Genomic DNA, 22689 nt, shown 5'->3' with positions numbered 1-22689 from the left:
TGGTGGCCATCCTGATTTTATATTCACCACAAACAAGTTTTATGAAACAAACATTACGCAAGAAAAAATGGCTTACCACGGCCATTGGGCTGGCTTTTAGTCTGCCCTGGGTACAGGCCCAGCAGGTTTCTTTTAGCAGTGTGGCTGCCAATACCCGGCAAACCCACACGGTTCAGGCCAACAAAGCATCTTATACATTGCAGGAGGTGCTAAACCGGCTGGAAACTACGCAGAAAGTCAGGTTTATGTACGACCCGGAACTTATTCAGCACAAGTACATCGCGAAATCTGGCTCAGATATTAAAAAAGGCCGGTTAGAAGCAGAGTTAAAGGTATTATTAGCGCCTTTAAACCTTGGTGTAAAAAAAGCCGCTGAGAACTACTTTGTCATTCAACAACTGGCCACGCCCGTAACTACTGCCGCACCAGCCAGCACCACCGATGCAAAACAAATTACCGTAAAGGGCAAGGTAACGGCCAAAGAAGATAATTCGCCTTTGCCTGGTGTTACCGTTTTGGTAAAGGGCACCACCAATGGTACTGCCACCACTACCGATGGTAATTATTCGCTGGTAGTAGCTGAAAATAACGCCACGCTGGTGTTTTCTTTTGTAGGTTATAAAACACAGGAAGTAGCTATTAACAACCGCACCCAGGTAAATGTGGCCCTGGAGGTAGATGCCAGTTCTTTAGAAGAAGTGCAGATAGTTGCTTACGGTGAGCAGAAAAAAGAAAGCGTAGTGGGTGCCATTTCTACGGTGAAAGTTAAAGAAATAACTACCCCTACCCGTAACCTGCAAAATGCGCTGGCCGGTAAAGTAGCGGGCGTTATTGCCGTACAACGGAGCGGCGAACCCGGTTACGACGATGCACAGTTCTGGATTAGGGGAGTAAGTACTTTTGGCGGCGGCGCCAATCCCTTAATTCTGGTAGACGGGGTAGAACGCCCCATTAGCAACATAGAACCGGAAGAAATAGAAACTTTCTCTATTTTAAAAGATGCCGCCGCTACGGCGGTGTATGGTATACGGGGAGCCAACGGGGTAATTCTGGTTACTACCCGCCGGGGCACCAAAGAAAAGCCCAGCATTAGCCTGAAAGTAGAAAGAGGCATTGTGGGGGCTACCATGCTACCCGATTTGGTAGACGGTCCTACTTACCTGGAACTGTACAACGAGGCGCAGCTAGCCACAAACCCCAATTTTGTAACGCCTTATACGCCGGAATACATCGAAAAAACCCGCTCTGGCGAAGATCCTTATTTATATCCTAATGTAAACTGGATGGATATGATGATGAAAGATTGGTCTAATAACCAGCGGGCCAACTTAAATATTACCGGTGGCGGCGATGTGGCTAAATATTTTGTTTCGGCTACTTACTACGACGAAGACGGCATCTGGAAAGGCGATAACCTGAATACTTATAATACCAATATTAAGCTGAAGCGCTATAACTTCCGGGCCAACACCGATATTAACCTGAACAAAGACACGGAGCTGAGTTTAGGCATTGGCGGTATTTTGGTTACCTCTAACTACCCGGGCCGGAGCGCCGCCGATATTTGGGGCAACAACGGTGGTATTATGATGAACACGCCTATTGGCTACGCACCATTTTACCCAGATCCTACTAACCCGAACAAAATAATATATGGTGGCGTGAACGGTATTGGTAACCCTTACCAACACCTGACCGGCGCCGGTTTTACCACCGAATGGCGGAACAATATTCAATCGGATTTGACTTTGCGCCACGATTTAAGCCGGTTTGTAAAAGGCTTAAAGCTGATGGGCAAGTTTGCGTTTGATGGTTATAATTACCACAACATACAACGCGTAAGAGGCAGCAACGATGACTCCGGCGACCGCTGGGCCCTGAATGGCCGGGATGCCAACGGCAACCTGATCTTAACCAAATTTTACGATGGCGTAGACGACTTACCTTATAACCGGAATTCGGGCGGTAACCGACGGATTTACACCCAGGCCAATATTAACTACGACCGCACCTTTGGTAACCACACCATAGCGGGTTTAGTATTGTATAATCAGCAAGATTACCAGGTAGGCGATGCCGCCAATGCTATTAACGCGCTGCCTTTCCGGTTGCAGGGTTTGGTAAGCCGGGTATCGTATGGTTTTAAAGAGCGGTATTTCGCCGAATTTAACGCCGGCTACAATGGCTCCGAAAACTTTGCCAAAGGTCACCGTTATGGCTTCTTCCCGGCTTATGCCCTGGGCTGGATTGTTTCGGAAGAACCTTTCTTTAAAAACAACATTAATCTGGTAGATTTCTTAAAGTTCCGGGGTTCGTTCGGTTACAAAGGCAACGACCAGCTGGGCCAGTCTAATGGTTCGGTCCGGAGATTTGCCTATATTACTACGGTAGGTACCGGCAATGGTGGCTATACCTTCGGCGATGCCAACCAAAATGGCTTTAACGGCCGCGGCGAAGACCAGTGGGGCGCTAACCTGACCTGGGAAAGAGAGCGGGAAATAAACGTGGGCATCGAGGCCCGCTTCCTGCGCGGGTTCTACTTGCAGGCTGATGTATTTAAACGGCACCGGACCGGTATTTTCCTGCAGCGCAATGCCTTGCCGGCCATAATGGGTTTACAAAACAATCCTTGGGGTAACCTGGGCGAATTCGAAAACCAGGGCATTGATGCCACACTGGAATACCGGAAAAAAATTGGACAGGTAGATGTTACCCTGCGCGGAAACTACACCTTTGCCCGCAATAACCTCTTGAACAACGACGAACCAGATTGGGCTTATACTTACCAGAACCGGAAAGGTAAAAGGTTAAATCAGCCTTTTGGTTTAATTGCCGATGGTTTGTTCCAAGACCAGGAAGATATTAATGCTTCGCCCACGCACACTTTTGGCCCGGTACGTCCCGGCGATCTGAAGTACAAAGATATAAACGGCGATGGCGTTGTTAATGCTTTCGACGAAGTAGCTATTGGTAACCCATCTACCCCGGAAATTGTGTATGGTTTCGGTACCACATTAAACTACAAAGGCTTCGACTTATCGGCTTTCTTCCAGGGCACCGGTAATATGGATTTTATGCTGAGTGGTAACGGCTGGTTTCCGTTTGTACAAGGCGGGCTGCGCGGCAACTTAAACGAGAATGCTTTAGACCGCTGGACCCCGGAAAACCCCAGCCAGGATGTGTTGTTTCCGCGGCTTTCGTTTGGCCCCAACACCAATAATTACCGCAGTTCTACCTGGTGGCAGCGCGATGCCAGTTACCTGCGCCTGAAAACAACCGAATTGGGCTACACCATTCCAAAAGTAATAACGCAACGGTTAAAAATTAATACCCTTCGCATTTATGTATCGGGCTTTAATTTATTCACCTGGAGCAAGTTCGATTACTGGGACCCCGAATTGGGTAACGGCAACGGCTCGGCTTATCCTATTCAGCGCAACTTTAACGCCGGTATTAACCTGAATTTATAAGCAGAACATTGTTTTTTGAGCAAAACGGCTGGCCCTTAGACATAGCTTCGGCGCCGGCTAGAAACTCCTAATAGTAACTTAAATTTAAAATAGACATGTTTAAATATAAATCATACCTGAATATGCTGCTCCTGGCGGGCAGTGTATCCTTCTTTTCCTGCGGCGATTTCCTCGACAAGCAGCCGGACGATATGCTTACCATGGACCAGGTATTTACCAACGAAGCAGAAGCTAAAAGCTACCTGGCTAATGTGTACAGCTACGTAATGGACGAAGCCAACCCTTACGAAAATTTATCGCCGGTTTCAGACGAAGCTGATTTTGTCTGGACCGGTGTGGGCGCCAATAATATTAACAACGGTAGCTGGAACTCTACCAACGTTCCTTATAATACCTTCTCGCGGTATTACCGCGGCATCCGGTCGGCTACAGTATTTATGAACCGGATAAACGAGTGCAAAGAATGCGATAAAAATAACCCCGGTATAACCACGCAGTTTAAGGCCGAAGCGCGCGCCATACGCGCTTTTTATTATTATAATTTAATGCGCCAGTTTGGTCCGGTGCCTATTTTACAGGAAGAAATTCCGGTAGATGTACAGGTTTCTGAAACCCAGGTGCCCCGCAATTCTTACGATGAGGGGGTAGATTATATTATCAGCGAACTGGATGCCGCTATTAAAGACTTGCCCATTAAGCAATCAGTTAATACGGAATACGGCCGGGCCGATCAGCGGTTTGCGCAAGCCTTAAAATCGCGGGTACTGCTTTATGCAGCCAGCCCTTTATGGAACGGTAACCAGGAGTACGCCAACTTTAAGAATCCGGATGGCAAGCAACTGGTAAGTACTACTTACGATGCTAACAAATGGAAAAAGGCGGCTGATGCGGCTAAAGTAGTAATAGACATGATGCCCGAAGGCTTGTTTAAAAAGAATAATGCAGCCGGCGTTTTTGACCCGTACTTGTCTTATCAGGATTTATTTTTTGACCGGTGGAACAAAGAAGTAATCTGGGCCCGGCCAGCTAACGACGGCAACGGCTGGCAGAAACATGCTGCGCCACGCCAGGCAACCGGCTGGAATGGCTCCAGCCCCACCCAGCAATTAGTAGATGCCTACCACATGGCCAATGGCAAGCTTATACACGAAGAAGGCTCTGGTTATGTAGAAGAAGGTTTTTCTACTGGCACCACTGAATTTACCAAACCCGGCACCTGGAACATGTACGTAGGCCGGGAACCCCGCTTTTATGTTTCGATATTGTATAATGGTGCCGAATGGAAATACAAAGGCGCTTCCGGCACCAATATTATTAAAGTTGAACTGTACGCCACCGGCCGCTCCGGTAAAAATGGCTCTCACGACCATACCGAAACCGGCTACCTGGTAACCAAATTTGTGAGCCCCAACAGCGATATACAAAACGGCCGGTTCACGCCACAAGCCTGGATTTTCTTCCGGTTAGGTGAGATGTACCTGAATTATGCCGAAGCCCTGAACGAAGTTGAGCCCGGCCACGCCGATATTGCCAAGTACGTAAACCTGGTACGGGAACGGGCGGGTTTACCTGCTTTACCCAGCGGCTTATCGCAAGAGCAAATGCGCGAAAGAATCCGCCTCGAACGCCAGGTGGAACTAGCTTTTGAAGGACACCGCTTGTTTGATACCCGCCGCTGGAAAATTGCCGAACAAACCGATGGTGGCCCAATGTACGGTATGAATGTAAGCGCCGGCAACAGCTTTACCGACGCCTCATTCTACAAAAGAAGTGTATTTGAGAACCGGGTATTCGACGACAGACATTACTTATGGCCCATTCCGCAATCCGAAATTGACCGCAATAAACAAATGGTACAAAATCCGGGCTGGTAATATTATTGGATGCTACTGGCTATCACCAAGCCGGTAGCATCCTTCTGGAAATAGATATAAATACATAAAAGAATTCATGATGAAATATTTATTCAAAAAAATAACCTTAGGCGTTTTCGCCTGTAACCTGCTCTTTCTGAGCTCCTGCGAGAAAGACGAATTAAAAAGCCTGGAGAGCATACCCCCTAAAGTGTACATAACCCAGGTAAACGGTGGTACCATAAACCTAACGCCGGGCAATGTTATTATTGATAAAGAGCGCAAAGTAATTAAAGCATTGCTGGGCATTAGCCGTTCCGGCAACCAGGCCCGGGAAGCTTATTCAGTAGAAATAATTTCGGAAAACAGTAATTTACCGGCGGGTACCATTCCCTTAGCCAGCGATTTGCTGTCGGGCACGCACATAGAGGTTCCGGCGGGTAAAGCTGCCGGTAGCTTTTATTTAACCATACCCAAAGCGGTGCTGGATGAAAACAAAGGTAAAAAACTAGGCCTGCGTATCAGAATTGCCAACCCAAGCCAATATGAGTTAAATGAGCAACTCGCCACGGCCAATATTTTACTGGACGTTAATAATTTTGCTGACCGGAGTGTTGATGTTACCGCAAAGTATGTAAAAAATGCCGGTAATCCTTTTAAGCGCTCCGATGTGGGTGCCAGTTCGCGCTTTGGCTTATTGGCCGATTGGATGGTAAATGACGCGGTAAAAAACATGGAAAACGGCACCAAGGGCGGTTTCGATAGCTTTAACAACGGCGGCTGGATGTCTTTAGAGCGCTGGGGTACCCCGGCCATACCAAACGGTAAAATTTACCAAACAGCAGAGCTGCCGGCCGGTAAATACTTGTTCGAAATTGTTTCGTTTGATGGTAGCCCCGGCTATACCGTAAGAGACCAGGCCTTTGTAGCCGTAGCCGAAGGCAATACGCTGCCCGATGCTACCGATGTAACAACTGCCTTGGCAGCAGCTCCTTTTGATGCGCCCAAAGCAACATTTACCCTTGATACCAAGAAAACAGTTTCCTTTGGTATTTCCGCTAATTTTGTCCAGGAATCGCAATATTTCCGGATAAAGCAAGTAAAGCTAACGCAGTTTCTTAATATTTTCGAGTAAGAACTAAACCCATTAAGGCACACCTGCTGCAAGTTTAATATTAATACAACTAACGGCAGCAGAAGTGTTTTGCTAATAAGTTATTCTGGATATGGTACTAACCTCTAACAGAATAGGACTCAAACAAAAAGCCAGATTCAACCCGCTGAATCTGGCTTTTTTGTTTAGGTAGGTTTACAATTTACACGGATAAATTGGCCAGGATAAATATTAAAATCTATATCTATGTGCTAATTCTGTTTACGCGTAAATCCGTAATACATGCAATATAAAACATCTTAATACCAGAAGAATAATTCAGCTTTAACAGCTTTGGCAGCAAATACGCTGATTGTTTAATATATTAAATTCTGTAAATAAACCTACAGGTGCAGCCCCCATTCGGGTAAAAAACAAAAGCGGGCTGTTAACCCGCTTCTGAATTCTTTTTTATTATTAAATTATTTATTAGATGCGGTTGATTGCCCGCTTTCAAAATTAACCCAGTCAAGCTGCAGTAAATTATTTTTCACGTTATCGTTCCGGAACACCAGGTATAAATCCTGCGGTTCGCCGGGGTTGGCAATATTCGCGCTAAAGGTTTGCATATCTTCTTCCTTTGGCGTAACGGGTACCGCGGCCGTAGCCAGCAGTTTGCCATCCGGTGAGCCCTGCCGGATTTCGATGCGGCTACCGGCCTGCCGGGCACCGCCCCGGAACGTCAGCTTGCTAATGGCGGTTAAGTCTATTTTATTCAGCCCCAGGTAAGAGCCGTTTTGCACATCGGTTACAAAAGTAAAGTCGCTGCCATCAATGTGCCGGCGGCCAATATTTTTGGTTAAGTCAAATTCTTCGGCCTGAATTTTAGGGCTACGCAATAAGAGTACCGTAGAACCGGTTAAGCTGCCAATGGGCTGGTTGCCTTTATCGGCGTAACTTGCCCGGATTACGTAAGCCCCGGGACGCGGTGCGCCCACGTGCTCCGAAGTAGTAACCGTACCCTGCAGCGGCATACCAATATTTTGCTTGTTACTCAACGACAAAATATATTGGGCCATTTCGGTGGTTTCTTCTTTGGTGTGCTGCGGGTGCGGGGCCATCATATTTTTGCCCCAGGTGCCGTTTCCGCCTTTAATAATTTTGGTTGCCAGCATATCTTCGGAACCAGTTTTACCGCGGTAACGCTCCGCCACCGCTATGTAGCTTGGGCCAATCGAATTCTTGCTTACATCGTGGCAGGACTTACAATCGCTGTTGGCTACCAAAGTTTTGCCGCGCAAATATTTAAAACCGCCGGTCATTTGAGTATTCGAAGCCAGCAAAGCCAAATCGCGGCCTACTTTCAGGTAATCAAAAGAGAAAAATACATTGGCCGGATCTACGCCTTTTTGCAGCGTACCGTCTTCTTTGTCGGTTACTTTTACCTGGTAGTTCAGTTTCTGGTTATCGAAGTAAAAACTGCGGTTGCCTTTACCTAAATCTACCGTAACCTGCGGCGGCTCGTTCCCTACTTTCACTTCCAAATCGGCAATGGTTTTCTTACCCTCGGCATCGGTAACCGTAACCGATGGCCGGTAAATACCGGGTTTGGTATACGTAACCGAAGCGGTTGGCTGGTTATTGCTGGTGCCGCTTTGGTTACCAAAGTCAAAACTATAATTCAGCTTATCGTTTTTATCGTAGTCGAAAGATTGGGCCGCCGATAAATTAACAGTTAATGGAGCGGCTCCTACGGTTCTATCCGCCGTAATTTTAGCAATTGGCTGACGGTTACCTTCGGAGTAAGTAATTTTTATTAAACGGGAATCCGGGTTGTGTTCGAAATAATTAGCGCCGTATTGCAATACATACAAAGCACCGTCCGGACCAAATTTCATATCAATGGGCTTGTACCATTCTTGCTCGGGCAGGAAAGGCTCTATTTTGGCCAGGTTTTTATCTTTATCAAAAGAAATTACTTTTACCCAGCTCCGGGCCCACTCGTAAATAAAGAGCTTGCCATCGTAATATTTCGGAAAACGACTGGCAGCCGGATAATTATCGGCGTAATAAACGGGGCCGGCCATGGCGCTGCGCGAACCTTTACCTAACTCCGGAAACTCGCGCGATACCCCATACGGATACCAGATCATGGGTTTCTGGGCCGGCGGCAATATTTTCTGACCGGTATTGTTAGGCGAAGTATTTTCCGGTTTTTCGGGGTTAAACTTCGGACCAATTTTATTCGTGGCAAAATCAAAATCGGCGTAAGCAAAATTATTACCCACAAAGTAAGGCCAGCCAAAGTTGCCGGCTTTCCGGGCCTGGTTCCACTCGTCGTAGCTTTGCGGGCCGCGCTCGTTGGTTACGCCGCCATCCGGACCAACATCGCCCCAATATACGTAGCCGTTGCGCTGGTCTACGGTAAACCGGAACGCGTTACGGGTACCCATGGCGTAAATTTCGGGTTTGGTGTTGGGCGTTCCTTTCGGGAATAAATTACCTTCCGGAATGGTGTAAGAGCCGTCCGGCTCGGGGTGAATGCGCAATATTTTACCGGTCAGGCTGTTGGTATTACCCGAAGATTTCTGGGCATCAAACGGCATCCGGCCCGGGCGCTCATCAATCGGGCTAAAACCATCTGACTCTTTCGAGCTGGTGTTATCGCCGGAAGAAATATACAAATCGCCGTTCGGGCCAAACTCCAAATGGCCGCCGGAGTGGCAGCAGGTTTCGCGCTGGGTAGGTATTTCCAGCACAATTTTCTCGGATTTCATATTCAGGCTATCGCCGATCATTTCGAAACGTGATACGTTCTGTTTCGGAATATCGCCGGCCGGTGAGTAGTTAATGTAAATCCAGTGGTTTTTTTCGTAGTTCGGGTCCAGGGCTACGCCTAGCATACCGTCTTCGTAGTTACCCGTAATGCTTACATCAAACTTGGCAATTACGCGGGATGTTCTTTTCTTAGGGTCGTAGAGTTTTACGTTGCCCCGGCGCTCTAAATACAGCACGCGGCCATCTTTAAAAATAACCATTTCCATGGGCTCGTACATGTAAGTTTCGAGCACCTCGGTTACAAAGCGGTTAGGTTCGGGCACGCGGTCGGTGGTGGCTTTGCTGTAGTTCAGGTTACCTTTGCCGGCAACAAACTTCAGGCCTTTCGCCAGGGTACTTTCCAGGTTTTTAGCAGCGGCATCGGCACCCAATTGCGCAAAATATACCCGGCCACCATCGTACTTGGCTTCCCACAAAGGCTTGGCTGCTTTTAAACGGGCTGCATTTAAACTTTGGTACCAGGGCCAGTTACGCACCGTATCGGTAGCCGCATTTAAAGCCATTACGCCGCCGCCGGCTTGCACATAACGTTCCAAATCAGCTTGCTGGCGGTAATCCAACGCTTCTAAGGGTGCATGCAGAAAAACCACCGCATTATAGGCTTTTAAAGAATCTTCGGAAAAATAAGCGGGGTTAGCGGTGGTATCAACAGTTATTTTGCGCCCATCGCTTAGCTTCTGGAGCAATGCCAAATGGGCCTGGCGGGAAGCCTCGGCACCGGCCGGTTTCGAGAAAATCAATATTTTTTGCTGGGTGCTCCGGAACGACAAGAGCCCCACCGTAGACAATAATATTAAAGCCGCCAGCGCATACCAACGCGCTACCGGGAAAATACTTTTTCGGTAATCCGAAATACTAATATTTTTGGGTTTCATGAAAAAATAATTGGTCTTAAACCGTACACCATTAAAAGATAGAAAAATATTGCTAAAATACTTGTTTTGGAGCAGATTGCCTATAAAGCAATCAAGATGAGCTTAATATTTATTACCGTTAATTTATTAAGCAGGTTAAATAACAAGCCTTCTGGTTGAACAACCAAGCCTTTTGCTAAATTCCAGGTTTATAGAATAATATTCCAAAAAATCCAGAAAATATTGCTTTTATAAAATAACTAACGCCGCATTTCAAGCTAAAAACCCAAAGCAGCTATTTAAACGATCAACTCTTGATAAATTATATTTATTCCTAGTCTGCAACCTCAGAAAGGACTTTAAATAAACATTGGCAGCTTCGTATTTTAAAGCTTGGCCATCCGTGCCAGTCCGTAAATATTTATAATACCAAAATTCTACATTTATAGCCAACAGAAACATTCCTGTTTAGTCTTAAAAACATATTAAATTGATATATTTAAGGGAATTTAGAAATTCCAATATTTTACCTCCGAGCTATTCTCTTTAAAATGAAATTTTATTTAACATTTACTTGCTGCTTTTTTTGGGGAATTAGCTTTTGCGGCCAAACCCTGGCCCAAACCGCCGATTCTGCCGCTTTAAAGCCGTTGCTATATGCCCGCAGTTTGTACGAAGAAGCTATCGGCGACGAATCGCACCTGTACAACGGACCGCAATACATAAACTATGATAAATATTACCTGACCGGGCACCAGTTTTTCCGGACCGATGACCCCAGCTCGTCTGGTATTTTATACGATGGCGTTTGGTACACGCAAGTGCCCATGTTATACGATATTGTGCTGGATAAAATTGTGCTGGAGCATCCCACTTCGGAATTTATGTTATCGCTGGTAAACGAGAAAGTAAAATATTTCAATTTCCTGGATCACACTTTTATCCGGCTGGAAAAAGATAGTTTAGCTGCCTTAAAAACCGGTTTTTACGATTTGCTGCACGATGGCCAGATTCAGTTTTTAGCTAAACGCACCAAAAATATACAGGAACAACCCACGCCGTACGGCATGGAAGGCCGCTTTGAACAGCAAACCAAATATTACATCCGAAAAGAAAATACTTATTACCAGGTAAAAGACAAGCGTTCGGTGCTGAATGTGCTGGCAGATAAAAAGAAAGAACTGCAGCGGCACGCCCGGGAACAAAAACTGCAATTCCGGAAGGACCGGGAAAAGGCTATTCTGGAATTAACCCAGTTTTACGATCGGCCGGCTGCCTGAAATTAGCCGCTGCTGGTTTTTAAATTACTATAAAATATTACTTTTTGCTCATGCCTCAATTTTACCGCGTCTTACTTTTTTTGCTAGGCTTTTTCATTAGCTTTTCGGCGGCACAAGGCCAATCTACCGAAACCAAACTCATTAGCGGCGATTTTCAGAATTTATCGTTCGAAAGTTTTGCGCGGGTACTGGAAACCAAAACCGGCCGCCGGTTTTATTTCGATCCGGCGCAGGTAGATAGCCTGAAAATAAACCTGGTGGTATCTGAAAAAACTTTACCGCAGGTGCTGGAACAGGTATTTCAAAACACCGATTTCCGCTTTGCCCTGGATGCTTATAACCGGGTATTTATTATTAAAGGTCGCGAAATTAATCCTAATTTACCCACCGATTTTTTCCAGGGGAATACCACCACGGCGCCCATTGCGGACAACAAAACACCCACTACCAGCCGAATTGCTTCCCCTACCCGGAATATAAACCAATCAGAACTAAAACTTTACACCATTGGTACGGGCGCTTCCACCGCCGACAAAGCTAACCTGGCCGGCCATATCCGCGAAAGTAAATCCGGGGAACCGGTTATTGGCGCCGCCGTTTACATCGAATCGCCGCTGATTGGCACCACCACCGACCAGTTTGGGTATTATTCTTTAACCTTGCCAGTAGGCCGCCACGAAATAAAAATTAAACGCCTGGGCCTGAAAAATACCCGCCGCCAAGTGCAGTTAAACGCTAACGGCAAACTGGATATTGAACTCGAAGAAGATATTACCCCGCTGAAAGAAGTAGTAATAGAAGCCGAGAAAGACAAAAACGTGGCCGGTATGCAAATGGGCCTCGAAAAACTGGATATTAAAACCATGCGGCAAGTACCCACGGCTTTCGGCGAAACCGATATTTTACGGGTGGTACTTACGTTGCCGGGGGTAAAATCGGTGGGCGAAGGCAGCACCGGCTTAAACGTGCGGGGCGGCGCCACCGACCAGAATCTGATTTTATTTAACGATGCTACCATCTTTAATCCGTCGCATTTATTCGGGTTCTTTTCGGCTTTTAACCCCGATATTTTAAAAACCGTGGAACTGTATAAAAGTGCGGTGCCGGCCAAATACGGCGGGCGGTTATCGTCGGTGCTGGAAATTGCTACCCGCGACGGCAACAAAAAACAACTGGCCGGCTCCGGCGGTATTGGTTTGTTAACCAGCCGGCTTACCTTAGAAGGCCCCATTATAAAAGATAAAACTTCTTTCTTGGTAGGCGGCCGCTCTACTTACTCCGACTGGCTTTTAACCAAACTGCCCAATTCGGTTTTAAACCAAAGCAAAGCTTCTTTCTACGACCTGAATGCCCACCTGACCCACGAAATAAACGACCGCAACACCTTGTACGCCACCGGCTACCTTAGCCGCGATAAATTTAAACTGGGCGGCGATACCTTGTTTAATTATTCTAACCGGACCGGCAGCGCCAAATGGAAACATATATTTAACAACAAACTATACGGCGTACTTACCGGCAGCTACAGCCATTACGATTACGCCGCTACCAGCGAACTCAACCCGGTAAACGCTTCTGAATTAACCTACGGCATTGACCAAACACAGCTTCAGGCCGATTTTAATTATTTTCATAGTGCCAAACATACGTTTGATTTTGGGGTGAGTACCATTCGTTACAACGTAGCCGCGGGTAGCCTGCAACCGGTTGGGCCAGAGTCGCTGATAACGCCCGATGTGCTGGACCGGGAAAAAGCCCGCGAAAGTGCCGTGTATCTTTCGGATAAGTTTGACGTTTCGCAGCGTTTATCGGTGAGTGTGGGCTTGCGCTACTCGCTTTACCAGGCATTGGGGCCAAGAGAAACCTACCAATACGCGCCTTTAATATCCAAAACGACCAACAGCATTACCGATACCCTTATGTATAACAAAGGCGATGTAATTGCTAATTATCACGGGCCGGAATATAGGCTTTCGGCTAAATATTCGCTTTCCGATAATTCTTCGGTAAAAGTAAGTTTTAACCGCATGCGCCAATATATTCACATGCTATCAAACACGGCTTCTATGTCGCCGACCGATATCTGGAAACTCAGCGATGCCCACATCCGGCCGCAGGTAGGCGAACAATACGCCATTGGTTATTACCGGAATTTCAGAGCCAATACCATTGAAACCTCCGTGGAAGCTTACATTAAAAACATGCACGATTTTGTAGATTATAAAAACAGCGCCACGCTTTTATTAAATCATCACCTCGAAACCGATGTAATTAATGCCGAAGGCAAAGCCCACGGCGTGGAACTCATGGTAAAAAAGCTTACCGGCAAAATAAACGGTTGGGTGAGCTATACCTATGCCCGGTCGTTGGTGCGGGTAAACCAGCCGGCATCTTCGGATGTAATCAACAACGGCAAATATTACCCCAGCAATTTCGATAAACCACATGATTTTACCATGATTGGCAATTACCGGTTTAGCCGCCGGTTTAGCACGTCGTTAAACTTTACGTACAGCACCGGCCGGCCTATTACCTTGCCGTTAGCCCGCTACTTTGCCGATAATGCCATGCGGGTTTATTATTCTGATAGAAATGCATACCGTGTACCCGATTATTACCGCGCCGACTTTGCCTTAAATATTGAAGGTAACCATAAAGTGCGTAAGCTGGCCCACAGCTCCTGGACCTTGGGTATTTATAACCTGACCGGGCGAAAAAATCCTTATTCCATTTACTTTAAAACCGAAAACGGCCGCATTAACGGCTATAAATTATCGGTTTTCGGCCGGCCTATTCCTAACCTTACTTATAATTTCAAATTTTAATAAAGCATGTCTGCGCGATATTCCACTTATTATTTTTTTGTTTTTTTACTTAGTTGCCTCAGCAGTTGCATAGAACCCTATCAGCCAGATGTAATACAAATGCCTAATAATTACCTGGTAGTAGACGGCTTTATTAACAGCAATGGCCCTACGGCTATCCGGCTGTCGCGCACCGTTAACCTCGATGGCACCAATATTCCGCCCGGCGAAAGCAGTGCGCAAGTGCTTATTGAAGAAGAAGGCGGTTTGCAGTACGAATTAGCCGAAGGCCCAAACGGTAATTATATTAGTCAGCCATTGCAACTAAAACCGGCTAAACGCTACCGGCTCCGCATCCGGACGGCCGATGGCAAGCAATACGCCTCGGCTTACCAGGATAATAAAAGAACGCCGCCCATTGATAGTATTTCGTTTAAAGCCGAAGCTGATGCTTTGCAAATTTATGTAAATACCCACGACCCGGAGCTAAACACCCGCTATTACCGCTGGAAATTTGAAGAAACCTGGCAATTTACGACGCCTTTTTACAGTACTTTAGAATACATAAATTTTGATATGGTAGACCGGCGCGAAAATATTAACCTTTGCTACCGTGGCAGTAACTCCACCGCCGTTAACATTGCTTCTACGGCTAAACTTAGTCAGGATGTGGTAAGCGAATTTCCATTAACCAAGATTCCGAATACTTCAGTTAAATTAAAATACAAATACAGCATTCTGGTGAAGCAATACGCCCAAACCAAAGAAGCCTACGAGTATGCCGAAACCCTGAAAAAAAACACCGAAAATATTGGCACCTTGTTCGACCCGCTGCCCACCCAACTTACCGGCAATATTCAATGTATTTCGAACCCCGCCGAGCCGGTAATTGGCTTTGTAAGTGTGGCTTCGGAACAGGTAAAAAGAATATTTATCGGGCGTTCGCAGTTGCCTACTAACTGGCGCCCTCTAAACGAATATGATTTTTGCCAACTCGATACGATAATAGTAAAGGATGTACCAGCCAATTTTGCATCAGGCCATTTTTTACCGATTGGCGAAGTCAGAAGCGATATGGGAGCCTTAGTTGGCTATACGGGTAGTTCGGCTGATTGCGTTGACTGCCGGGTGCGCGGTACCAATGTAAAACCTGATTTCTGGGAATAATATGCGAAGATTAAATAATCTGAACCAGGTAAATACTACAAAAACAGTGCTGTTAAAAACCAACTATTGTTTACCAGCTGGCTACAACGGCTTGCTGGCCTTATTATTTTTGTTGTTACCCGTATTACCATCGTTTGGGCAGGCCGATTCTTTGAGTCGTATATCGCGGCACTTCCAGCAATATCAACAACAGCATGTGCAGGAGAAATTATTTTTGCACCTGGATCGGCCTACATACGTGTGCGGCGAAACCCTATGGTTTAAAGTATACGCGGTAGATGGCGCAGCAAACAAACCTCTAAACCTGAGTAAAGTAGCTTATGTAGAAGTAATCGGGCCGAATAAGCAAGCAGTATTACAGACCAAAATTGCTTTACAGGAAGGCACCGGCCACGGCTCTTTGGTAGTACCGGTAACTTTAAATGCAGGCAATTATATGGTGCGGGCTTACACCAACTGGATGAAAAACCAAAGTCCGGAATTTTATTTTCAGCAGCCCATTACAATTGTAAATACCTCCCGCCCACTAGATACCAAACCGGTTAAAGATTCAGCGGTTTACGCAATTCAGTTTTTTCCGGAAGGTGGCCACCTGGTACAAGGCTTAACGAGCAAAGTTGCTTTTAAAATTACCAACAACACCGGCAAAGGCGTTAACCTTGCGGGCGAAATAAAAGACCCGGCCGGTAAAACCGTGGCGCAGTTCCAGTCTTTTAAATTTGGCATGGGCAATTTCAGCTTTACCCCCGCTGCTCAAACCCAGTACCAGGCCGTACTACGTTTACCAAATGGCCGTACCTTAACCCGCAACTTACCCGCCGTACAGGAACAAGGCTACGTAATGCACCTCGACGATAGTTCGCCCGAAAGCCTGAAAATAACCGTACAAGCCAGCCAAAACAGTGCTAACCCCGCTGAGCTTATTTATTTGCTGGCGCATACCCGCGGTAATAATGCCGTAGCCAAAGCCGAAATATTAGCCCAAAATCAGGCAAGTTTTACTTTAACTAAAAGCGCTTTAGGCGAAGGCATTTCGCACCTGACTATTTTTAACAGCCGCAAACAACCAATTTGTGAACGCCTGTATTTTAAACCAACTACCCAAAAACTACTTATTCAGGCCAAAACCGATAAAGCCCAATACAGTACCCGCCAAAAAATAACCTTAGATATTGCCACGCCAGTAACAGCCGGCACAACTTCCCCGGCCAATTTATCTGTGGCCGTTTACCGCCTCGATTCGCTGCAAACCCCACCCACTGTTAATATTCAGGATTATTTGTGGCTAACTTCTGAATTAACCGGCACCATCGAGAACCCAAGTTTTTATTTCGAGGAAAATAATTCGCAAGCCCGCGAAGCCCTCGATAATTTGCTGCTTACCCAAGGCTGGCGTCGTTTCCGGTGGCCCGAAATATTTGCTAAAAATCAGGCAATACCAGAATTTATTCCTGAAGTAAACGGCCCGCTTGTACGCGGCAAAGTTACCGACCGGCTTACGGGCGCGGCGGTTCCGAATATTACTACTTACCTGGCAGCCCCGAGCAAGCACATCCGGCTTTATAATGCTACAAGCAACGCCAAAGGCTTAATTCAGTTTGAGTTAAAAGATTTTTATGGCCCGAAAGAAATTGTGGTGCAAAGCAATTTTGCCAAAGACAGCCTGTATCATTTTGAAATATTCAGTCCGTTTTCGTCGAAATACGCGGCGCAGCCAATATCAAACTTAAATATTACCGAACGCCACGGCCCCGAAATAGCTTTGCGCCACCTGCAAATGCAAGTACAAGAGGCCTATTACGATAAATATCAGCGACTGGTGCAACTACCGGCTGTAGATAGTTTGCCTTTTTACGGCAAGCCCGACGAGAAATATTTACTCGATGATTTTACCCGTTTTAAGGTAATGGAAGAAGTAATGCGGGAATATGTGCCGGGCGTTATGGTTCGCATCCGCAAAGATGGTTTTCATTTTTTAACCCTCGACCACATTAACAAAGTCTTTTTCCAGACCAGTCCCATGGTTTTACTCGACGGGGTGCCGGTATTTAATATAAACAAATTAATGGCTTTCGATCCGCTTAAAATTCAGAAACTGGAAGTGGTTACCAGCCGGTATTTTCAGGGGTCGCAGATTTACGATGGCGTCGTGAGCTATACTACTTACCACGGCGATTTAGCTGGTTTCCCGGTAGATGCCCGCGCCTTGTTGCAGGAGTACGAAGGGTTACAAATACCCCGCGAATTTTATGCCCCGGTTTACGATACCCCCCAGCAGCAGCAAAGCCGCCTGCCCGACTTCAGAAATTTATTATATTGGAAACCGGAGCTTAAAATGGGCACCAACGGCCAACACCAGGCGCAGTTTTACACCTCCGACCAAGACGGCGATTATTTAGTAGTGATACAAGGCATGAATACTAACGGGCAAGCCGGCAGCGTAACCATACCGTTAGTCGTGAAAACCGCGTTATAGAAATACGTGAAGCAAATAAAAACAGGCTTACCGAATCGAATTATATATTTTGCTTATCAAACTATATTGCTGCAGCTAAAAACTTACCGCGCACCAATATTTCTATTCAGTTAAAATATTCAGCATAAAAATTACCACCACCCATGAAAACCAGAAGAGATTTTTTGAAGACATCCGGTGCGTTGGCGCTAGGCGCTTTATTGCAGCCCTACGCCAGCGAGGCAGCCAAAGTACCTAATAATGTGGGCATTCAGTTGTATACCGTCCGGAAAGAAATGTTAGCCGATGCCGTAGGTACCCTGAAGCAACTGGCCAAATTGGGCTACAAAGAACTGGAATCGGCGAGAAGTGAGAAAGGCCACTATTATGGTTTAAGCGCCGCCGAAATAAAAAAAGTAACCCGCGACTTGGGCATGAACCTGCGCAGCGGCCACGTACATATTGATAAAGATTGGCAAAAAACCGTGGACGAAGCCGCCGCCTCGGGGCAGCAATATTTAATCTGTTCGTCGTTGCCCAGCCAGGGCCAAACCGTGAGCAATTACCAGCGTGTAGCCGAAACTTTTACCAAAGCCGCCGAAGCCTGTAAAAAAGCCAACCTGGTATTTGGCTACCACAACCACGAGTACGAATTTGAGAAAGCAGATGGCAAAATATTGTACGATATTCTGCTGGACCAAACCGATCCGAACCTGGTAAAAATGGAACTGGATTTGGGCTGGGTAATTGTAACCGGTCACGATCCGGTAAAATATTTCGAGAAATATCCCAACCGTTTCCCGCTCTGGCATTTAAAGGATATGCACAAAACCAAAGAAGAAAGCACCGAGTTTGGCAAAGGCCGGATTAATATTACCCGCATGTTCCAGAACGCACAAAAATCGGGTATGAAATACTTTTTTATAGAGCAAGAAGAATACGCCGGCGAACCAATGGCCAGCGTAAAACACAATATTGATTTTTTAAAGAAGCTGAACTTTTAGTGTTTAATATTTTTAGTCCTGAACTTCTTAAAAGAGTGTGTTTCTAAACCTTTTGTATTATTTTTAAACAAAACAGGCTGCTTTATTGGCAGCCTGTTTTGTTTAGATCAGAAAAAATCGGGCTAAAAATCATCTATGCCAAAGCTACCGGGTCGTCCTTCGGGATCGCGGGCAATTTCGCTCCCACGGTCGCCTTTAGTTTGAGCGGCTGCATTATCTGCTTTATCACCCGGCAAGCGGCTGGCACTTTCTATTGGTTGCTCCGTGTGCCGCTTATTAGTTTCTGAACCAGGGTTATCTTTCTGTTCCGTTTCGTTCTTCCTGCTGTGCTGTTTCATAAGTTCAAATTTTAAGGTTTCTCAAGATTAGTCTGCCACCTTATTATTTACTTATATTTGATAATCAGGTTCTTAAAAAGCTACATTATTAAAATATAATGGCCGAGGCTACTACTCGCAACTAAAATTAATCGCTGTCAACGGCTAAACCGTTAAAATCTTCAGCAGAACTTCTTCAAAAATATTGCCTTAAATAGACAAGTTTAGACAGGCAGAAACCCGTTTGGCCAAACTACTCCTCGGAGCCTAAACCGCCCGGCGAAGCGCTGGTATCGGGCCGGTTGCTGTCGCCTCTTCTTAAACCGCCGGCACCCATACCGGCTCCGCCGCCACCATCGGCCTCTCTGTCGTAGCCTTCTTCGCCGGCTAAATCGTTACCGGTACCGCCTCCGGGCCTGCCTGCTCCGGCTCCTACGCCCGAACCAGTGCCGCTGCCTTCTTCATCTTCGTTCTCATCGTAGTAAGGGTCAGCGCCGCCCCCGCTGGTATCGTCGCCGGTATAACCTTCGCTGCCGCCAATGGCCCGGAAGCTATCGCCGCCGCTGCTCATTCTTTCTACCTGGCTTTCGGCGCCCATACCGGTTAAGGCCGCGGCTCCCATCCGTAACACGTTGTCCGTTTCGTTCGGCACATCATCGCCCAGGTTACCGGCTTGGTTCGCGCGTTTCGTACCACCTTTAATGGTATCAGTATCTATATTCTTATTTTTATCTTCCATTATTTTTTCTTTTAGGGTTAACACCTGCTCTTTTACGCAGCTAAAGCGTTGGTGTATAAAAATGAGGAAAATTTTCAGAAATAAGATTCTCGGCCTTATGCACCGGAAACTTAGAAGCGCATCTTCTAAAAGGCACTCGCCGCTCTAACTGCTGCAGTTTGCTTGCGGACTTCGGGCATTTTTCTTTTAGATTACTGGTATGGAAATAAATCAAACCACCCCTGCCCCTCCTTAGCCAATGAGGGGAGCCCCCAGTAGCTACCGATTATCTGGACAGAAAGGGCAAAGCGGCAATAATTTATACTGCTTTATTAAGCGGCAAGCTTGATTAGCCTTGGCTCTTCTGCAACTCCTTCCCTAATTTAGGGAAGGTGCCCGGAGGGCGGAAGGGTTAATTTCACACACGGACACGCTTGGCTGTAATTTTACAAGAAATTGAAGAATAAAATATTGCTTTGGATATATAAACAAAAACGCCCCAACTGGAATACCAGTCGGGGCGTTTGAATATTTTATTATTTAGGAATTAAGCGATATCGCAAATTTGCACACCTTGCTTCAAGGAAGCCAGCTTGTCTTCGCGTTTGGGAATAAACTCCTGCGCCACAAAGCCTTTATAGCCGGTTTCGGCAATAGCTTTCATAATGGCTGGGTAATATAATTCCTGGGTTTCATCTATTTCGTTACGCCCTGGTACGCCGCCGGTGTGGTAATGCGAAATATATTTCTGATATTTTTTGATGGTGGCAATTACGTCGCCTTCCATAATTTGCATGTGATAAATATCGTAGAGCAGCTTAAAGCGGTCCGAACCAATTTTATCGGCTAAAGCAGCTCCCCAGTGGGTACGATCGCACATGTAGTCTTTGTGGTTTACTTTGCTGTTCAGCAGCTCCATTACCATTGTAACTTTGTACTTCTCGGCCGTAGACATGAGGCGCTTTAAACCAATGGCGGCATTTTCCATTCCCTTTTCATCGTCCATGCCGTTGCGGTTACCCGAAAAGCAAATAATCTGGTTAAAACCGGCAGCGGCCACTTTCGGAATTACTTCTTCGTAGCTTTTTATTAAAGCATCGTGGTGTTGGGGGTCGTTAAAACCTTTGTTAATACCCATACCGGCTCCCCAGGGCAAAGCCGAGGTTAAACCGTGTTTTTTCAGCACCGGCCATTCCTCGGGGCCTACCAGTTCAATGGAAGTTAAACCAATATTTTTGGCCGCTTTACACAAGTCTTCCAACGGAATTTTTTCGTAGCACCAGCGACAAACCGAGTGATTGATTTTACCTTTCAGTTTATCGCCCATTATTGCATCTGCGGCCTCCAGGCGGTTGGTAAGCGAAGCGCCTACACTTACGGCCGCCGCAGTACCGGCAATTTTTTTCAGAGCCATACGACGTGAATTATTAGTCATGTTTTTTTTATTCGTGGGGATATTAATTGCAAAACTTAAATTCTTTAAAAGTACCTATTTATAGATAAAAACAAAAGAAATTACTTTTAAATAGGGTTGTTTTTGCTTCTGTTTTATCGCGATGCGGGGCCAAGCTTAAAATATTGCTGATAAAATATCATACGCATTATAAAATTTAAAGTAATTGAAAACTAAATAGTTACAGGCCACCCCAATATTTAAACAAGAATTAGGCTGCCTGCTGAAAGGCAGCCAGGTATTTATTGATGTAAACTTCTTTGGAGCGGGCTTTGTATTGCATCACAAATCGCGGGTGCTCCAAAGCCACAATATTTTGGAAAAACTTTTGCTCGGCGTTGAGCTGGCGCAAAAACTTTTCGTTTTTACCGGTGCCAAAACAAAAACAAATATTGGTGTTAATACCAAAAGCTATTTGCTGCCGAATGCTCTGAATAATAAAATCGTACACGGCAGCGGTTAGTTCGCGGCTATCGTAGTAATTGTAATTTACTTCTTTGCCGGTTTTACCCGTAGCTGTAAAGCCCAACGGACAAATAGAATTAATGTAAAACTTCTGGTAAAACGCTGCCGGGCCACCGTAAGCTTTAATAACATCGTACACAAAAACCGAAGAAGGTTCGTGGGTTTCTTTGCCGCTGTAAGCAATGCTACATTCGTTCTTCAACCTTTTAGAATCGGTAAAAGGAACGCCCGTAACGCCGCCACCAAACCGGCCTGGGTTAATGCCCAGAATCATGTGGCGCGGATTCGTATCGTGGTAAAACTTGTGGTAAAACGCCGACGATATTGGCATTATTTTCTCGTCTTCCCGGAAAGGGTTCATAATGCTGATGCCCGCCGGTAACGTGCCCGTAAATTGGAGGTTCTGGTTAAACCGGATTACTTTATCGGCAAATGTTTCGGTCATGCTAAACTGGAATGCGCACTAGTTTCTTCTGAACTTTGGCCAAAGTGCGGATTTTGGATAATGCCGAAAATATTGCCAAAAGGGTCGAGCAGGGTAGCTACGTAAATGCCGCCGCCAACTTCCCGAATTGGGTTATGCTCCTGGGCTCCTTTCTCGATTAAGCTTTTGTAGGCTTCGTTAATATTGCGCACGCCCCAGTAAGCCTCTACATTACTGCCGGTGGTTACCTTGGGTATATCGGGGTCGAGGCCCAACTCAAAGCCGCTCACATTAAAGCCCACGTAAAAAGGCTCATCGAAATAAGGCAATATATTTAAAGCAGCACTGTACCAGGCTTTGGCTTTAGCCAAATCGGGCACGTGGTAAATAACGGTTCTTAATCCCTGAAAGAGCATAGGGTTAATTTATGAATTATGAATTATGAATTATGAATTATGAATTATGAATTATGAATTATGAATTATGAATTATGA

Annotated in this window: 14 protein-coding genes; 8 read left to right on the top strand and 6 right to left on the bottom strand. The window is 45.9% G+C overall.

Translation table 11 applies throughout. The features are described 5' to 3' along the window. The first annotated feature begins 41 nt into the window (after positions 1-41). The 3 genes from F0145_RS18300 (at position 42) to F0145_RS18290 (ending at position 6458) form a co-directional block, all read left to right on the top strand. Positions 42-3470 (top strand): SusC/RagA family TonB-linked outer membrane protein, encoded by a 3429-nt coding sequence (locus F0145_RS18300; RefSeq protein WP_190277593.1) that lies wholly within the window; start codon positions 42-44, stop codon positions 3468-3470. A 95-nt stretch (positions 3471-3565) separates the two neighbouring features. Beyond that, on the top strand, positions 3566-5344 hold the full coding sequence (locus F0145_RS18295; RefSeq protein WP_150090609.1) for a RagB/SusD family nutrient uptake outer membrane protein: 1779 nt from the start codon (positions 3566-3568) through the stop codon (positions 5342-5344). A gap of 76 nt (positions 5345-5420) precedes the next feature. Continuing rightward, positions 5421-6458, top strand: a complete 1038-nt coding sequence (locus F0145_RS18290) for a DUF5013 domain-containing protein (RefSeq protein WP_150090607.1) — start codon at positions 5421-5423, stop codon at positions 6456-6458. Positions 6459-6898: 440 nt separating this feature from the next. On the opposite strand, the gene F0145_RS18285 is transcribed toward F0145_RS18290, so the two are convergent. Beyond that, the gene (locus tag F0145_RS18285; protein ID WP_150090605.1) at positions 6899-10129 is read right to left on the bottom strand and encodes a PQQ-dependent sugar dehydrogenase; all 3231 of its coding nucleotides are present in this window, start codon (positions 10127-10129) and stop codon (positions 6899-6901) included. Between the two features lie 530 nt (positions 10130-10659). On the opposite strand from F0145_RS18285, the gene F0145_RS18280 reads away from it, so the two are divergent. The 5 genes from F0145_RS18280 to F0145_RS18260 all read left to right on the top strand — a co-directional run bounded on the left by F0145_RS18280 (position 10660) and on the right by F0145_RS18260 (position 18818). Then, entirely contained in the window at positions 10660-11388 is a 729-nt protein-coding gene (locus tag F0145_RS18280; protein WP_150090603.1) for a hypothetical protein, read from the top strand. Positions 11389-11438: 50 nt separating this feature from the next. Further along, the gene (locus tag F0145_RS18275; RefSeq protein ID WP_150090600.1) at positions 11439-14213 is read left to right on the top strand and encodes a TonB-dependent receptor; all 2775 of its coding nucleotides are present in this window, start codon (positions 11439-11441) and stop codon (positions 14211-14213) included. 6 nt (positions 14214-14219) lie between these two features. Next, positions 14220-15359 carry a DUF4249 domain-containing protein gene (locus tag F0145_RS18270; protein WP_150090598.1) on the top strand — a complete coding sequence of 380 codons (1140 nt, stop codon included), beginning with the start codon at positions 14220-14222 and terminating at the stop codon, positions 15357-15359. 1 nt (position 15360) lies between these two features. After that, on the top strand, positions 15361-17835 hold the full coding sequence (locus tag F0145_RS18265; RefSeq protein WP_150090596.1) for a hypothetical protein: 2475 nt from the start codon (positions 15361-15363) through the stop codon (positions 17833-17835). A 143-nt stretch (positions 17836-17978) separates the two neighbouring features. Continuing rightward, positions 17979-18818, top strand: coding sequence for a TIM barrel protein (locus F0145_RS18260; protein ID WP_150090594.1), 840 nt, complete (start codon positions 17979-17981; stop codon positions 18816-18818). Positions 18819-18940: 122 nt separating this feature from the next. Here F0145_RS18260 and F0145_RS18255 read toward each other — a convergent pair whose 3' ends face one another. The 5 genes from F0145_RS18255 to F0145_RS18235 form a co-directional block, all read right to left on the bottom strand. After that, entirely contained in the window at positions 18941-19156 is a 216-nt protein-coding gene (locus tag F0145_RS18255; RefSeq protein WP_150090592.1) for a hypothetical protein, read from the bottom strand. Positions 19157-19388: 232 nt separating this feature from the next. Further along, the gene (locus F0145_RS18250; RefSeq protein ID WP_150090590.1) at positions 19389-19874 is read right to left on the bottom strand and encodes a hypothetical protein; all 486 of its coding nucleotides are present in this window, start codon (positions 19872-19874) and stop codon (positions 19389-19391) included. Between the two features lie 526 nt (positions 19875-20400). Next, positions 20401-21288 (bottom strand): hydroxypyruvate isomerase family protein, encoded by an 888-nt coding sequence (locus F0145_RS18245; protein ID WP_150090588.1) that lies wholly within the window; start codon positions 21286-21288, stop codon positions 20401-20403. Between the two features lie 229 nt (positions 21289-21517). Continuing rightward, complete coding sequence (locus F0145_RS18240) at positions 21518-22216, bottom strand: uracil-DNA glycosylase family protein (protein WP_150090586.1); 699 nt, start codon at positions 22214-22216, stop codon at positions 21518-21520. Then, positions 22213-22611 carry a VOC family protein gene (locus tag F0145_RS18235; protein WP_150090584.1) on the bottom strand — a complete coding sequence of 133 codons (399 nt, stop codon included), beginning with the start codon at positions 22609-22611 and terminating at the stop codon, positions 22213-22215. The genes F0145_RS18240 and F0145_RS18235 overlap by 4 nt, the downstream gene beginning before the upstream one ends. Between the last annotated feature and the right edge of the window lie 78 nt (positions 22612-22689).

Origin of the sequence: Adhaeribacter rhizoryzae, from assembly GCF_008629685.1 — a bacterium.
GTDB lineage: Bacteria > Bacteroidota > Bacteroidia > Cytophagales > Hymenobacteraceae > Adhaeribacter > Adhaeribacter rhizoryzae.
This window is presented reverse-complemented; position numbering and strand designations above follow the sequence as displayed.